Genomic DNA, 15492 nt, shown 5'->3' on the forward strand with positions numbered 1-15492 from the left:
CAAATTCGGCTTTTGAAACAGCTTATCCAAGGGCAAGGCATTGATGAAAAACAATGGCCAGCTAAGCAATTGGCAGGCATTATTGACCGTTGGAAAAACAGGGGTTTAACGCCCGATAAAATTGCAGGGAAAGAAGAAGACAGCTTTGCTGATGGACAAGGTGCGGCGCTTTATCTGGCCTATCAAAAAAGACTGTTAAGCCTGAATGCCTGCGATTTTGGCGATCTGCTTTTGCATATGCTGGTTATTTTGACCCAGCATCAAGATGTTTTGGAAAGCTATCATGATCGTTTCCGGTATATCATGGTGGATGAATACCAGGATACCAATCAGGCACAATATTTGTGGTTAAGGTTATTAGCCCAGAAAAACCGGAATATTTGCTGTGTTGGGGATGATGACCAATCTATCTATAGCTGGCGCGGTGCTGAAGTCGCCAATATCCTTCGTTTTGAGGAAGATTTTCCGGGCGCAAAGATTATCCGTTTGGAACATAATTATCGCTCGACACCGCAGATTCTCGGTGCGGCATCAGGACTGATTACCCATAATAATGCGCGCCTTGGGAAAACCCTATGGACGGAAAGCGATCAGGGCGAAAAAGTCAAAATTATGGGCGTTTGGGACGGCGCAGAAGAGGCAAGGCAACTTGTTGCTGATGTCCAAAATCTGAGGCGTGCCAATATTCCCTTAAACAAGATGGCAATTCTTATTCGCGCCCAATTTCAGAGCCGCGAATTTGAAGATATTTTTATAGCAAAGAACCTCCCTTATCGCATTATTGGTGGCTTCCGTTTTTATGAAAGAGCGGAAATAAGGGATGCCTTGGCCTATCTTCGGGTTATTGCTCAACCGACAGATGATCTTGCCTTTGAGCGTATCGTTAATGTGCCTAAACGCGGTATTGGCAAAAAAGCGATGGAAAAGCTTTATCAAGCCGCTTTTCTCGATCGCATTCCTTTAGCCATGGCTGCTGAAAAACTGGTTTCAGAAAAAGCACTGGGAAGCAAAATAACCCAGTCGCTTGGTCAGTTAATGAATGATTTTTCTGAATGGCGGAAAAGCCTGTCTATCATAAGCCATGCTGATGTTACCCGAAAGATGTTGGATGAATCCGGCTATAAAGCGATGCTTCGCGCCGTGAATGATGTCCAATCTGCGGGACGGTTAGAAAATCTGACCGAATTAGCGCGCGCAATGGAAGAGTATGATGATCTTGGCAGTTTTCTTGAGCATGTCAGTTTGGTCATGGATCATGAAAATGATCCGATAGATGATAAAATCACCTTGATGACAATGCACGCGGCCAAGGGATTGGAGTTTGACCATGTTTTTTTACCGGGGTGGGAAGAAGGGGTTTTCCCATCACAGCGGTCGTTAGATGAGGGTGGTCTCAAAAGTCTGGAAGAAGAAAGACGCTTGGCCTATGTCGGTATTACCCGTGCCAAGAAATGCTGCACCATTTTTCACGCTGCCAATCGCAGAGTTTATGGTCAGTGGATAGCCTCAACACCATCACGTTTTATCAGCGAGTTACCCGACGACCATATAGAAGAGAAATCGCTTCTTCGAAAAAAGACCCCTATATGGCGTGATATATGGGCAGAAGATAGATCCAAAAATCCGGCTTATAATTCTGCAAAAGAAGCTATTACGCCACCATGGCAATTAGCTAGTCGTCGGGGTGCAGGTTGGCAAAGGGCGCAAAAAGCCGCCGCTTCGCCCTCTCCTGCGGTTAGCCGTCCATTAAAAAAGAAGGACAGCCCTCAATATAAGATTGGTGACACGGTAAAACATGCCAAATTTGGTCAAGGCATCGTTAATGAAGTCGATGGGGACAAGGTAACAGTCGAATTTCACGATAAGGATGTCGGCATCAGAAAACTACTTTCGCAGTTTGTTTCTTTTTAAAGACTCATAGAACAACAAAAAAATTATTGTTTTTCAGTTGTTGTCATCAAATTTACACTGCGAATTGATCGAGAAGACCAATTTTTGATGCTTTTGACATCGCCTGAAGATAGGTCGCAACCTCGACTGGATAATAGACATTTTTGACTATCGACAGACTGCGCAGAAAAGCAAAGAGATGGAAATCATCGGTAGATAATTCCCCATTAACCGCATTAGACTCATCAATTAAGGGTGCCAATTCTTCCAGCAACAGGTTCATTTCTTCGCGTAAAGATTCACTTTCTCCCAGCCAACGGCTAAAAAGTCCTGTCTGGGCTTCTTTTTTGGAAATGAAATAAGCGCGTGCGGCCGTTGTCGAAAAATCCTCAAAAGGCGCACAAGCCATTCTTGGAATAATCAAAGAAGAGAATAAAGGCGTAACCCGTTCCAGCCAGTTTGCAATCTTGGATGAATTTCTTCCGGTGACAATAGGCGTGCTTAAATGGTCAATATAAGCCACAATATCCATACTTTCAGCGATAAAGCGGCCATCATCTTCTAAAATCGGCAACATTTTTTTGCCAATCATCCGTATTGGATCAGTTTCATTGTCATTCAATAAGACTATTTTTTCGAAATCAATGTTTTTCAGGCCAAAAATCATGCGCGCTTTGACACAGAAGGGGCAATGCTCATAAATAAATAGCTTGAAAGCCATAAAATACGGTCTCTTTTTCAATCGGGGGTTAAGACATCCCGATCATAATTCTGATAAAATAGAAATAAATGACCGTTACATCGGTTTGGCTTGTTACAGAAAAAACGACTGGGGCAAGGACAGTTATTCATCATGTCCGGTAGAATGATACCTGCCCTTTCACCTCAAAGCAAAAAGAGCTTAGCTTGGATTATCCAAGGTAAATAGATCGGATTCTTCGTCATAGGCGAAATATTCAGCATAGCGTGCCATACTGGTGACGGCCTTGATCGTATCATTGGCAGCCTCTTCTGACATGTAATCCTGAAGCTCATCACGGAAACGTTGTGCTGAAGCTTTGTGACTAGGCCGTTCATCCAAGATGCAACGGATATGAGCCGCCAATGGCACATAGACTGAAAGCTGTTGCGAAAAGAGATGCTTACGATCGTCAAGCTCGCTTTCGACAAAGCGCTGTCCCAAAGGCGTAAGACGGATATCCCCCTTTTCCATTTCGACAAAACGCAATAATTGCAGCGTTTCACCAACCGGAAATAAATCGTCAATTTCAAGGCGCAGACTGGCTGCAAGAGGGGGTAGGTCAGCCTTTCCATTATAGGGCGGTGCCGCAATCGTTTCGATCAAACCAGCCAATTCATTAACCGAGACCTTGGGCAAAACAATAGCAATACCATTTCCAACAAAAGGCTCGGAAGGAAGCCTATTGGTGCTATCTGTTTTTGAGGTCATCAGAGAATAAATTTCTTCTAAAATCTCTCTGAAAGCAGGATCAAGCCGATTTCTAGGTTGAGGTAATTGAACGTGGATTTCTCCAATGATATGCCCCGGATTTGATCCGAAAATTAAAATATGGTCACACATCAATACCGCATCTTCGATATTATGCGTTACCATCAGAATGGCTTCTATCGGCATCCGGCCTTCCGACCAAAGATCAAGCAAATCATTCCGTAGCGTTTCAGAAGTCAGCACGTCCAAGGCAGAAAAAGGTTCATCCATCAATAAAAGTTTAGGATGAACGACAAGGGCGCGCGCCAACCCGACCCGCTGGCGCATACCTCCAGACAATTCTTTGGGATAAGCACTCTCGTAACCATCAAGGCCGATCAGGTCGATAGCAGACAAGGCTTGCTGCCGCCGCGCTGCTGGTTTGACACCCCTCGCCTCTAGGCCGATTTCAACATTTTCAAGAACCGTCAACCAAGGAAAAAGCGCAAAATTCTGAAAGACCACAGCGACATCAGAAGAGGTTCCTGAAATCAGTTTACCTTCAAAGGTAACGGTGCCTTTCGTCGGTTGAATAAGCCCCGCAATAGCCCGTAAAAGGGTTGATTTCCCAGATCCAGAACGCCCCAATAACCCGACGATTTCACCCCGCCGGAGTTCCATATTGATGTTATCCAGCACAGTAATTTGGCCAGATGTTCCATTGTCATAGCTCTGGCAGACATCTTGCACTGAAACGAGTGGCGGATTTTTAACAAGGACAGAATTATCCATAACCAAGCTCCCATAAGGATAGGCTTTTAGTTGAAACGGATACGGCGCTCGGCAAAGGCATAAAGAGGCCGCCAAAGGATCCGGTTAAAAAAGGTAACGAAAAAGGCCATGACAACAATGCCAAGGACAACGCGCCGGACATCGCCTGCGGTTGTAGCGTTAGCAATATAAGCACCAAGGCCATAGGCTTCGAGTTGAGTGTTCCCCCAACTAGCGACTTCGGCAACAATGCTGGCATTCCAAGAACCGCCTGTAGCGGTTAAAGCACCTGTAATATAATAAGGAAAAATACCCGGTAACATGACCCGACGCCACCATGTCCATGACCGTATTTGATAGACGGCGACGGCTTCCTTTAGATCTGTCGGGAAAGAAGCGGCTCCGGCAATAACGTTAAATAGAATATACCATTGCGTGCCGAGAATCATCAGAGGTGAAAGCCAAATATTGGGATTGGCACCTGTCACAACAATCGCAATGACGACAAAGGGAAATAGAACATTTGCAGGAAAGGCCGCTAAAAATTGGGCAATAGGCTGGATATGCTGTGCCAAGGATGGACGGAGTCCAATCCAGATGCCAACTGGCACCCAAAGCAGGCTGGCAAGCAGGATTAATACGGCTACGCGCAGTAAAGTCATCAAACCACAGCTAAAAGATATCCAGAGATCCTGCCAAGAAAGTGCCTGACGTAAATAATCAAATGTAACCCAACCACCCCAAAGGATGGCGGACAAAACACAAAAACCCCAAGCATAATCCCCTATTTTACTATACGTATCGGCATTGGCCGGATTGACCTGATTTTCAGCCGAGGAAAAGCGAAGCATCATCAATTGTTGGCCAATCCACAGAAAGGGAGCTGATAAACACTTTATCAGACGTGTATGGCGAATAATGTCATAGACCCATGAATTGACTTTTTCTTTGCTCGTTGATTGCTCAACTTTGAATTTTTCAGCCCAAGCCAAGATAGGTCGAAATAATAGCTGGTTATAAAGAAGAATAATAACGACCATTGCCAAAACAGCGGCGGCAATGGCAGAGAAGTTTTTCTCATCTATCGCTAAGGCCAGATATGACCCGATGCCCGGTAAACGAATATCCGTATTCCCAACGGTGATGGCTTCGGAAGCGACAACAAAAAACCATCCTCCCGACATTGACATCATCGTATTCCAAATCAAGCCGGGGGCCGCAAAAGGCGCTTCTAATCGCCAAAAACGCTGCCATCCAGAGAGTTTAAAACTACGGCATACCTCATCAAGATCAGTCGGAATACTGGTCAGTGACTGATAGAATGAAAAGGCCATATTCCAGACTTGGCTTGTAAAAATAGCAAAAATAGAAGCACATTCAGCACCAATCTCCTGTCCGGGGAATAATCGGAGGAAGAATGTCACGGTAAAGGTCAGAAAGCCCAAAACGGGCACTGATTGCAAAATATCCATTGCCGGAACAATAATTTGCCCTGCCCTATGGTTTTTGGCTGCGAAAGTGGCAACCACAAAGGTAAAAACCAAAGATATTAAAATACCGGCAAACATGCGCAGGGTTGTCCGCAACGCATATTCTGGCAAGTGACCGATACCTAAAGAAATGGGCTGTTTTTCCAAGAGTGCTAAAGAGCCGCTCATATCAGAAGTGCCATGGACAACCAGCGCAATAGCCCCGCCGAGCAAGGTAAACGCAACCAAGTCATAAATATTCGGCAATATTGGGACACGGGAAAATGCCGGATTTGCACGCGGCTCTATGCTATTATGAGGAAGAAAGACCATAATAGACCTCATCGTCCATGATAGAATAAAATAAGCATGGCTTATCTATATTATAGAAAATTGGCTCAATTTTACTCAATAGGATAAATATTAAATCACTCATATTTTAGAAAAAATATGAATTAACGACAAAGTAACAAAAAATGAGGTAAATTTTATCGGATTGGATCAAGAAAAGGGTAGTAATAAAAAGATTGCATTATTGAATATACAATAAGAAAGCCGTTATTGATCATTCTATCTCTCCCGAACCGATGGGGAGCCAAGGCAGCCTTTCAATCGGCTTTCTTAGACAAAAACAGCGAACAAAATGCCTAATATCTGGGACATTCTAAAAGCCGGATAAAATCAAAATCATTTCGGCGTTAGAAACATTTTGAAACATAGATATCCCTGCTCTGTTACCTGACTTTTGTCAAGGTTAGATCATTCTAAAACAGATACGGGATAATTTTAGTACAAATTCTTTCATATCCTCATGAGGATATGAATTTATAAACGTCTCTTTGACGGTTAGCGGCTTTAAAGCTCTGGAAAAAAGTTTTTAAGAAGAAAAGGGTAGAAGAGAAAACTCTACCAAAACAAGAATATAGAGAAGGGAAATATAGGAAAGGTAACAGGATAGCTATGGCGTTTTAGCTATCTATTCAATTTTAAAGAAAAAAATAAACTCGACGTGTTTGGTACGGGTGGTCGGACTCGAACCGACACTCTATCGCTAGAAACGGATTTTGAGTCCGTCGCGTCTACCAATTCCGCCACACCCGCACAAAAGCGCTACTTGAAGCGTTTCGCTGTATAATCAGCTAAGGCCAACGCGGATGCCACAAGTAACGTCTTTCGTCCAGTCTATTTTTTACTTTTTTTGCATTTTTTATCAAAAAAGCCCAATTTTTTAAAATTTAGGCCGTTTCACCAGTCGAAGCGTTGGCCAATCACCCAAAACAACCCGATCTGCCAAACGCATACCCAGATTTTTATAGGCACGACACACCGCTTGTTCCTGCTCGGCAACCAATCCAGCAAGAATCAGAGAGCCACCTTCCTGTAAAGCTGGAACAAAGGACGGTGCCAATTCAATCAAAGGCCCTGCCAAGATATTGGCAATCAACAAATCATAGGGGGCTCGCCGTTTTAATTGGCGATTATCCATACCGGCGGCTACGACCATTTCAACCTGCCTACATCCCATACCCAAAGGCACGTGATTAACGACTGCGTTTTCTTTGGCAACTTCTACGGCGACCGGATCAATATCAGAAGCAATAACCCGCGCGGAATGCCACAAATGGCGGGCGGCAAAGGCCAATAAACCCGTGCCAGTGCCAATGTCAGCGACATTATGAAAATTTTGACCGGCCTTTTTCATCCGGTCAAGCATCGTCAAACATCCGGTTGTTGTTTCATGATGTCCGGTGCCGAATGCCCGTCCGGCATCAATCACAAACATCTTTTTGCCTTCTTCAGGCGCAACCGCATTGCTGGGTGTGCAGACCAAAAAACGTCCGGCACGAACCGGTTCCAGTCCAGATTGGGATAAAACAACCCAATCTTCTTCCTCAATATGTTCTATGATTTCTTTTTCCAAGGCCGAAGTCGGAGCCAAAACCCGTATAGATTTAACTTCTTCGGCCTTTGGTTCATGGTCAAAATAGACATCCAAACGCCATTCTTCGGGGCGTTCTGGATCAGGTTCAGTCACCATAATAACAGGCGGCTCATCCAGCAGGGCAAAAGCTCCAATTTCACCATCAGCAACCGCCTGCGCTTCATCTTTGCTGCAAGGTAAGGTCAGTTTCCAGCTACCGTTACAAGGGGCGTTAAAAGGGAATCCTGTTATCATATCTCCATTCCCTTGTTTTCTATTACCCATGGCGCCCAATCCATCCTTTTTCTATTTCGTGTTTTAAAAATTTAAACAGTTCATCATTTGCTTGATATCATCTATCAGCTAAAAGATATTTTTTGATATTTCCCCTGTTTAATCGGAGTATTTCTTGTGGCTCGGTCGACGGCTTCTTCTTCCTCTTCTCGCAAGACAGCATCGCCCGACTTTCAAAGAACGGCGGCTTTGTTGCATCGCTTAACGGCACTGGCAATTGCTTTTATTGGTTTTCCGCTTTTTACCCTATGGTTATTGGCGGTATCAAGCAGTCCAGAAAATTATGCACTCTTCTGGCATTATATTATTCACAGTCCCGATAAGAACAGCTTTGCCTTTTCCGTTAATATTATCAGCCGCATTATAGGGGTCATGCTCACATGGTGTTTTTTCTATCATGTGATGTCTGTAATAAGGCTTAATACCCTTAAACGGCTGCAACGCCCTTCCCTTTATAAAAATTACTTTTTCTACTCTGCCACAAATATGGTCGCTCTTATTTTAACCTTGCTGGTTTGGGGCATTATTTTTCTCGGGGCATAATGATGAATTCTTACAGTGACAGCCCGCTATCTGGAAATCACCGTTATCGTGATAGCCATCGAACCGATTTTTATAAAAAACTTATGGCGGCGGCTAATCTTCTTTTATATGTTTGGTTGATTGTCTCTTTTCTGGCATTACCGGTCTATGATTTTAATGTCATTAGACGTTGGGTATCCCAAAGCATCGTAGCCTTGCCGATGATTTTTCTGGCTATATCGACCTATGGCTATGCCTGCTCTTTTGTAGATAAGCTGTTCTCAGAGGAACGTTTTCCAAGAGCAGGGCTGTATTTCCAGATAGCTGCCTATTTTTACATGATAATTTTTGCAGCGATCGCGGTCTTTTCAATTCTGAAAATCGCTTTTCATTCTGGGATAAGCTAATTATTCAGAAAACTAATCCTTAATTCTCTATTACATAAAATATTAACACGAGGTCTGTGCGCAGACCGCAGGCCTTTACGGGGCAGGAGAAAAAACAGATGTCCATTCTTGCCAATGCGACAACCAAAGTGATTACGCAGGGCATCACTGGCCAACAAGGCAGCCATCATACAGCCCAATCTCTGGCCTATGGGACAAAGATGGTCGGTGGTGTGACCCCAGGCAAAGGGGGACAAACCCATCTTGATCTGCCGATTTTTAATTCGGTAGCCGAGGCAAAACAAAAAACCGGTGCCGATGCTTCCATGATTTTTGTACCGCCTGCTTTTGCAGGAGATGCTATTCTTGAAGCTATTGATGCTGAAATTCCGCTGATTGTAACGGTTACCGAAGGTATTCCGATTTTGGATATGGTGCGGGTAAAACGGGCATTGACCGGTTCTAAATCGCGCTTAATTGGCCCGAATAGTCCGGGATTATTAACGCCCGATTCCGCCCGTATTGGCATCATGCCCGGAGCTATTTTTAAAAAAGGTTCTGTCGGTATTGTGAGCCGCTCTGGCACTTTGACCTATGAAGCTGTTTTCCAGACCAGTCAGTTGGGTCTAGGCCAATCAACCGCGGTTGGAATCGGTGGCGATCCCGTTAATGGCACCAATTTTATCGATATTCTCGACATGTTCCTTGATGATGATGAAACCGAATCTATCATCATGATTGGTGAAATCGGTGGTTCGGATGAAGAAAATGCCGCCGAATTTTTGAAAGAGCAGGCCAGAAAAGGGCGTAAAAAGCCAGTAGCTGGATTTATTGCTGGCGTTTCTGCCCCTCCAGGGCGGCATATGGGACATGCCGGGGCTATTGTTTCTGGTCATTCTGGCAGTGCGGCTGCTAAAATAGAAGCCATGGAATCTGCCGGTATTGCGATGACACCTGATCCATCAAAGATAGGCTATACGCTGCTCAATTTGCTCAAAAAATAGAATAAAAAGCCTCTTCATAGAGGTTTAGAATAAAAATATATGGCTGATTTTGATTTAAAATTATTATTTTTTATCTGTCAGCCATAATTTTCATGTCGAAAAATTAAATCAAAATCTATTTAATATTACAATTTGCGCCCTATCCAGATAATTCTATTTTGCCCATTCTTAAAAACGAACCGGTCACCAAACGGTATCAAATCCTGAATAGGGGACAAGATGGGCAGCATCGATAGCCATCAAGGGAATAAAGCGCCTTTTCATAAAGAAGAAAGCAAAATCTGGACAGAACGGGGCAGTAAAAATTATTTGGTAACCAGTTTTGCCATGTTTTTGGTCGGTTTTATTACCTTTTCTCTTTTATATTGTGTCCAGCCTATTCTGCCTGAATTAACCCGTTATTTCCATGTGAGCGTTACAGAGAGTTCTTTTGCGATTTCGCTGACAACCGGTTTTCTTGCCGTTTCTATTTTTTGTTCAGGAGCAACGGCTGAAAGTTTGGGGCGAAAAGGTATTATGTTCTTTTCAATGGCTTCAGCTTCTTTCATGAATATTTTTGCAGCCTTTTTACCGTCATGGAATGTCTTTTTGATTGCGCGCGCTTGTGAAGGATTTGTTCTAGGTGGGGTTCCTGCTGTTGCCATGGCGTATTTATCGGAAGAAATACATCCGAAGAATTTAGGCTATGCTATGGGTATTTATGTCGGTGGGACGGCTTTTGGTGGTATGTTTGGCCGTGTTGCCGTAGGTATTATGACCGAATTTACAAGCTGGCAAATGGCGCTTAGAATTCTTGGAAGTGTTGACCTTTTGGCGGCGATCATCTTTGGCCTGTGTCTGCCCAGTTCCAAAAATTTTATCAAAAAAACAGGTTTTGATGTCAAATATCATGCCAAGGCATGGTCACAGCATATCACCCGTCCCGATATGTTTCTGCTCTTTGGAATCGGGGGGCTGGCTGTCGGTAGCTTTATTACGATTTTTAATTTTATTGACTTCCGTCTTATATCACCGCCTTTTTCCCTTTCATCTTCGCAAATCAGCTTTATCTTTCTGTCCTACATCTCGGGAATGATTGCCTCCCCTGCAGCCGGTTCATGGTCGGACAGAATAGGCCGAGGCCCTGTTCTTATTGCTGGGATTGTTATCATGCTTTCCGGTATGTGGTTAACGCTTACCAATCATCTTCTCTTGATGGTTTTAGGGGTATTTATCTTTACCACCGGATTTTTTACTATTCATTCTATCGCCAGCGGTTGGGTTGGACAGTTGGCACGTTTCAATAAAGGCCATGCGACATCGCTTTACCTTTTATGCTATTATATGGGTTCCAGTATTTTTGGTTCTTTAGGTGGTATATTTTGGACTTCAGGTGGTTGGCCAAGGCTCATCGCCTACACATCCTGTTTATTGGCTATTGCCACTATTTTTTCGACCATTCTTATTCGCCGTCATGCGCTATCTATAAAATAATATTGAGGCGCTGTACGGTTGTTTTTTTTAAATCCGTTCTTTCGTCATATGCCTATCTGCATCCGGCAAATTTTCTTTTGAATCCTCTTCTTTTGGGAAGAGGATTTTTTTCTGATTATTATTCGTGGTGACCAGAATTGGCTAAGACATTATGGACGGCCACAAAACGGACGATCCAGTTTTAGTTTACCTTTCGGCCTTTTTGCGTTCTTAAGGTCGGTTCTGCCGAGGCGGGGTCTTCTGGCCAAGGGTGGCGGGGATATCGGCCACGCATTTCTTTCGCAACCATATGCCAGCTTCCCACCCAGAAATCGGGCAGATTTTGGGTTGTCTGAATAGGTCGTCCTGCGGGGGAAACCAGCCTTAAGACCAAAGCCACTTGACCTTTTAAAAGCATCGGATGCTGTTTCATTCCGAATAGGGCTTGTGGTCGCACTTCCACAGCAGGATTTCCATCCGCCTTGTAATCAATCAAATGACTACTACCCGCAGGCGTAACCAATCTGGCAGGAGCCCATTGATCGAGTTGTTGTTTCCCATGCCAGCCCAATATATTTTCTAAAGCCTGCGTCAGATCAGCGGCCTTTATCTGGTCAAGGCGACGACATCCTAGCAATAACGGATAAAGCCATTCATCAACTTTAGATAAAAGGGTGTCATCACTTAAGCCGCCATCAGGAAAGGCTCCACCTTCTGATTGATGTGCCGCTACAAAAGCCCATCTTTCCCGCAAAGCCAAAGCCGCATCTGACCACGGTAAAATATCAAGACCATATTGCCGGACAGCCTCCATCAGAGCTGATGAAATCGCTTCTTCATCCGGGGAATCATCCTGTCCCCGTGATAGAATAATAGCCCCCAATCGCTGTAGGCGTTCAGTTTCAACAGATTTGGTTACAAAATTAAAACGGACATTTTGTTCAACCACAATTTTTTCAGAGAAAAGAGCGTTGATTTGCTCTGCCGTTAAAGTCGCAGCCGACAAAATCCGTGCCGATTGTGCTGCACCCTGTGCTTCCGCTACGGCCAACCATTCACTTTGCGCCAAAGGCGATAACGGATCTAATCGGAATCCCCTGCCTCCAGCAGAAATCCATTGTTCGCCTTTGGCATCACGCCTTTTCGCAACCCGATCAGGAAAAGCCAAAGCCACACAAGCCCCGACATCGCCTATCTCGATAGCTTCTGTTCTGGAAGATGCGGTTAAGCCGAGCTGTTTTCGCCATCGCATGGCAAGCTGACGTGCCTTTTGTGATCGGAGTGTTTTTTCACGATAAAAACGATTGAGACGGTTTTCGATGTCAATATCCATGCCGCCGATGCCGCGCTCGGAAAGCAAAACGGCGACATCAATAGCCAAAGCCCCCCAGCCCTTTGCCTCTGCCTTCAATATCATATGACCAAAAGGTAATGGCATCGGCAAAGCTGCTAGATCACGGCCATGCGGCAAAGGACGCTTATCGGAAGAAATCGCCTGTAAGTTTTCCAAGCGTTTATAGGCTTCTTCGATCGCTTTTTCAGGCGGAGAGTCAATCCAGCGTAATTGATGAGGGGTTACACCCCATAAAGCGCAATCCAATGTTAAAGCTGACAAATCGGCTTCTGTTATTTCGGGAGGATCGTAAGGGGATAAACCGACTTGAGCCGCTTCTTCCCATAATCGCCAGACATAACCGATGTCTTGCCGACCAGCACGACCGGCGCGCTGGTCAGCGGATGCCCGACTGACGCGTTCAGTCACCAAGCGCGTTAGACCTGATTGGCGATCGTAACGCGCCCGTCTTGTCAAACCGGAATCAACAACGATATGGATACCGTCCAATGTCAGGCTGGTTTCAGCAATGGCGCTGGCCAGAACAATTTTGCGATATCCTTCAGGCACCGCTTGAATAGCCGCATGCTGTTCCCGAAAATCAACTGAACTATGCAAACGATAGAGCAGGATATTGGAAGGCAGGTTTTCTAATAAAGCCGCCGTGCGTTCTATCTCGGCAATCCCCGGTAAAAAAGCGAGAATACCGCCGTCATTTTCGAGCAAAGCGCGACGAATAACTGCCGCCATATTCTGTTCGATTGAAAGATCGGAACGGCGGCCTTCATAGTGATAATGTAAAGGATAGCATCGCCCTTCGCTTTCAAGAATGGCGGCTTCGCCGACGCCCTCTTCCGCCATGAGATCAGAAAAGCGTGTCCCGTCCATGGTTGCCGACATTGCGATCAATCGTAAGTCAGGGCGCAAAGCAGATTGCACATCCAAGGCCAAAGCTAAGGAAAAATCGCTATCAAGACTTCTTTCGTGAACTTCATCAAATAAAACGGCCGAGATATTCGGTAATTCAGGGTCTTGTTGAATCTGATGACGAAATATTCCTTGGGTCACGACCAAGATGCGGCTTTTATCTGACCGTTTCGATTCCATTCTGGTCAAATATCCGACCGTCTGGCCGATGGGTTCCCCCATTATTTGCGCGATGCGTTCAGCTGCGGCTTTGGCGGCTAAACGACGCGGCGAAAGCAGAATAATTTGCCCTTGGCACCAATTCTCTTGTAACAAAATAGGTGCAATCGCCGTTGTTTTACCTGACCCCGGAGGCGCTATGATAACCGCATTGCTTCGATTTCTAAGTATTTCAGCCAATGGCTCAAAAATAGAGGAAACCGGCAATTCTTTCAGAAGGGCATTATTCTTCAACATAGAGAAGGCTTTACGGTTATCAGAAATTATTCGTCCTTCTTTTAATAAGCGCGGGCGATTGTAAATTCGACAGCTTCTATCAAAGCCTCTTTCACTGCACCGTCAGGAAAAGCATCCAAAGACTGGATAGCTTTTTCACCATAAAGACGCGCACGTTCCAAGGTATCTGACAAAGCATCCGTGTTCACCAATAGAATTTTGGCAATATCAAGATCACTGTCAGCCACGCGGCGGCCTTCGATAGCCTCACGCCAGAAATCACGGTCAGCTTTTTCACCCCGCTGATAGGCCAGAATAACCGGAAGAGTCACTTTCCCGTCGCGGAAATCATCACCGACGCCCTTCCCCATTGTCTGGCTATCCGACATATAATCAATAGCATCATCGGTTAGCTGGAAGGCGATACCTAAATACTGACCATAATCGGCTAGACTTTGCTCTTTATCTTCCGAACAGCCCGCCATGACCGCTGCGATCCGACAGGATGCCGCAAATAAGACCGCCGTTTTTGCCCCAATAATAGACAGATAACGCGCTTCATCTGTTTCCACCTGATATTGGGAAACAAGCTGATCGACCTCACCTTGGGTAATAATTGCTGCCGCATTAGACAGAATTTCAAGCGCCCGTAGCGAGCCGGATTCAACCATCATTTCAAAAGCGCGGCTTAGAAGAAAGTCACCAACCAAAACAGTGGGCCCATTACCCCAAATATTATTGGCCGTCCGCTTGCCTCGCCGTAAATCGCTATGGTCTACAACATCGTCATGCAACAAAGTTGCCGTGTGAATAAATTCGATAGCGGCCGCTAATTTATAATGAATATCACGCGGTTCGCCTATCAAACGGGAACAGGCCAGCATCAGCATAGGCCGCATTCTTTTCCCACCGCTGGAAATAAGATGGCCTGCCAATTCAGGGATAAGGGGAACTTCGCTTTGCATCCGGTCAAGAATGACTTGGTTTACAGCCTGCATATCAGAGGCGACCAGATGCATTAACGGCTTCAAGGAGGCCGCTTGATTTCGATCTGTGGCAGAATTGATGGCGGTCATGCTGAAAAGACTACACTGTGAAGCATGAAGAAATACAAGCGTTGACACTTGCTCAACTTGTTTGCAACCGTCAAAAAGATACCTCCATCGCTTCGATAACTAAGGATTTTCATTTATGCCCAATGATCGGTTGCAGCGCTATCGCAAAAGTATTGACAATATCGATACGGCTCTCATCTGCCTTTTAGCAGAAAGATTCAAGATTACTTCAGATGTCAGTTATTACAAGGCTGAAAAACAACTTCCTCCTGCAGATCTTGCCCGCGAAGCTGAACAGGCCAAGCGGCTGCGTCAGTTAGCCGAATCAACGGGATTAAATCCTGACTTTGCAGAGCGCTTTTTACGAATGGTCATCGAAGAAGCAACCCAACATCACCGTCTCATCAAAGATGAGATGGAAAAAAGCTGGTCTAACTAACTGTACAAGAAAAGCGATGGAAGAAAAGGCCTTGATTTTCAAGGCCTTTTCTTTTGAAACAGAAAAAATATGACGATAATTGAATTATAAAAAATTGCTCCAGAAGCGTGGCTTTTCATGCTCTTGTAAATTTTGATGATCAAAAAGAAGCCATTACCTTTTCAA

12 protein-coding genes and 1 tRNA gene are annotated in these 15492 nt (G+C 44.8%); 6 read left to right on the plus strand and 7 right to left on the minus strand.

Annotation, left to right across the window (positions count from 1 at the left end; all coding sequences use genetic code 11):
- On the plus strand, positions 1-1911 hold a 1911-nt coding region (locus tag LDL18_RS03755), incomplete at its 5' end, for a 3'-5' exonuclease (protein ID WP_296507047.1).
- Between the two features lie 52 nt (positions 1912-1963).
- Here the strand turns inward: LDL18_RS03755 and LDL18_RS03760 are convergent.
- The 5 genes from LDL18_RS03760 to LDL18_RS03780 all read right to left on the minus strand — a co-directional run bounded on the left by LDL18_RS03760 (position 1964) and on the right by LDL18_RS03780 (position 7765).
- Positions 1964-2611: a GrxB family glutaredoxin gene (locus LDL18_RS03760; RefSeq protein WP_296507048.1), complete on the minus strand. Its 648-nt coding sequence runs from the start codon at positions 2609-2611 to the stop codon at positions 1964-1966.
- A gap of 180 nt (positions 2612-2791) precedes the next feature.
- Positions 2792-4111, minus strand: coding sequence for a nitrate/sulfonate/bicarbonate ABC transporter ATP-binding protein (locus tag LDL18_RS03765; protein WP_296507049.1), 1320 nt, complete (start codon positions 4109-4111; stop codon positions 2792-2794).
- Between the two features lie 26 nt (positions 4112-4137).
- Positions 4138-5892, minus strand: a complete 1755-nt coding sequence (locus tag LDL18_RS03770; RefSeq protein ID WP_296507050.1) for an ABC transporter permease subunit — start codon at positions 5890-5892, stop codon at positions 4138-4140.
- Between the two features lie 681 nt (positions 5893-6573).
- A tRNA-Leu gene (locus tag LDL18_RS03775) sits at positions 6574-6660 on the minus strand.
- A gap of 127 nt (positions 6661-6787) precedes the next feature.
- Entirely contained in the window at positions 6788-7765 is a 978-nt protein-coding gene (locus LDL18_RS03780; protein ID WP_365974672.1) for a 50S ribosomal protein L11 methyltransferase, read from the minus strand.
- A gap of 126 nt (positions 7766-7891) precedes the next feature.
- Here LDL18_RS03780 and LDL18_RS03785 point away from each other — a divergent pair, with 126 nt between their 5' ends.
- The 4 genes from LDL18_RS03785 to LDL18_RS03800 all read left to right on the plus strand — a co-directional run bounded on the left by LDL18_RS03785 (position 7892) and on the right by LDL18_RS03800 (position 11159).
- On the plus strand, positions 7892-8317 hold the full coding sequence (locus LDL18_RS03785) for a succinate dehydrogenase (protein WP_296507052.1): 426 nt from the start codon (positions 7892-7894) through the stop codon (positions 8315-8317).
- Positions 8317-8703: a hypothetical protein gene (locus tag LDL18_RS03790; protein WP_296507053.1), complete on the plus strand. Its 387-nt coding sequence runs from the start codon at positions 8317-8319 to the stop codon at positions 8701-8703. The genes LDL18_RS03785 and LDL18_RS03790 overlap by 1 nt, the downstream gene beginning before the upstream one ends.
- A gap of 98 nt (positions 8704-8801) precedes the next feature.
- Positions 8802-9686: a succinate--CoA ligase subunit alpha gene (gene sucD / locus LDL18_RS03795; RefSeq protein ID WP_296507056.1), complete on the plus strand. Its 885-nt coding sequence runs from the start codon at positions 8802-8804 to the stop codon at positions 9684-9686.
- 219 nt (positions 9687-9905) lie between these two features.
- The gene (locus LDL18_RS03800; protein ID WP_296507054.1) at positions 9906-11159 is read left to right on the plus strand and encodes an MFS transporter; all 1254 of its coding nucleotides are present in this window, start codon (positions 9906-9908) and stop codon (positions 11157-11159) included.
- A gap of 181 nt (positions 11160-11340) precedes the next feature.
- Here LDL18_RS03800 and hrpB read toward each other — a convergent pair whose 3' ends face one another.
- Together hrpB and LDL18_RS03810 are read right to left on the minus strand one after the other, a co-directional pair.
- Entirely contained in the window at positions 11341-13854 is a 2514-nt protein-coding gene (hrpB, locus tag LDL18_RS03805) for an ATP-dependent helicase HrpB (protein ID WP_296507055.1), read from the minus strand.
- Between the two features lie 41 nt (positions 13855-13895).
- Positions 13896-14909: a polyprenyl synthetase family protein gene (locus LDL18_RS03810; RefSeq protein WP_296507057.1), complete on the minus strand. Its 1014-nt coding sequence runs from the start codon at positions 14907-14909 to the stop codon at positions 13896-13898.
- Positions 14910-15024: 115 nt separating this feature from the next.
- On the opposite strand from LDL18_RS03810, the gene LDL18_RS03815 reads away from it, so the two are divergent.
- Positions 15025-15327 (plus strand): chorismate mutase, encoded by a 303-nt coding sequence (locus tag LDL18_RS03815; RefSeq protein WP_011240469.1) that lies wholly within the window; start codon positions 15025-15027, stop codon positions 15325-15327.
- Positions 15328-15492: the final 165 nt, after the last annotated feature.

Source organism: Zymomonas sp., assembly GCF_020216885.1.
In the GTDB taxonomy this organism is placed as follows: Bacteria; Pseudomonadota; Alphaproteobacteria; order Sphingomonadales; family Sphingomonadaceae; genus Zymomonas.

What these genes read in the sequence shown, in the direction of transcription:
- LDL18_RS03760 (WP_296507048.1), bottom strand. Translation starts at nt 2,611, where the DNA reads ATGGCTTTCAAGCTATTTATTTATGAGCATTGCCCCTTCTGTGTCAAA.
- LDL18_RS03765 (WP_296507049.1), bottom strand. Translation starts at nt 4,111, where the DNA reads ATGGATAATTCTGTCCTTGTTAAAAATCCGCCACTCGTTTCAGTGCAA.
- LDL18_RS03770 (WP_296507050.1), bottom strand. Translation starts at nt 5,892, where the DNA reads ATGGTCTTTCTTCCTCATAATAGCATAGAGCCGCGTGCAAATCCGGCA.
- LDL18_RS03780 (WP_365974672.1), bottom strand. Translation starts at nt 7,765, where the DNA reads ATGGGTAATAGAAAACAAGGGAATGGAGATATGATAACAGGATTCCCT.
- LDL18_RS03790 (WP_296507053.1), top strand. Translation starts at nt 8,317, where the DNA reads ATGATGAATTCTTACAGTGACAGCCCGCTATCTGGAAATCACCGTTAT.
- sucD (WP_296507056.1), top strand. Translation starts at nt 8,802, where the DNA reads ATGTCCATTCTTGCCAATGCGACAACCAAAGTGATTACGCAGGGCATC.
- LDL18_RS03800 (WP_296507054.1), top strand. Translation starts at nt 9,906, where the DNA reads ATGGGCAGCATCGATAGCCATCAAGGGAATAAAGCGCCTTTTCATAAA.
- hrpB (WP_296507055.1), bottom strand. Translation starts at nt 13,854, where the DNA reads ATGTTGAAGAATAATGCCCTTCTGAAAGAATTGCCGGTTTCCTCTATT.
- LDL18_RS03810 (WP_296507057.1), bottom strand. Translation starts at nt 14,909, where the DNA reads ATGACCGCCATCAATTCTGCCACAGATCGAAATCAAGCGGCCTCCTTG.
- LDL18_RS03815 (WP_011240469.1), top strand. Translation starts at nt 15,025, where the DNA reads ATGCCCAATGATCGGTTGCAGCGCTATCGCAAAAGTATTGACAATATC.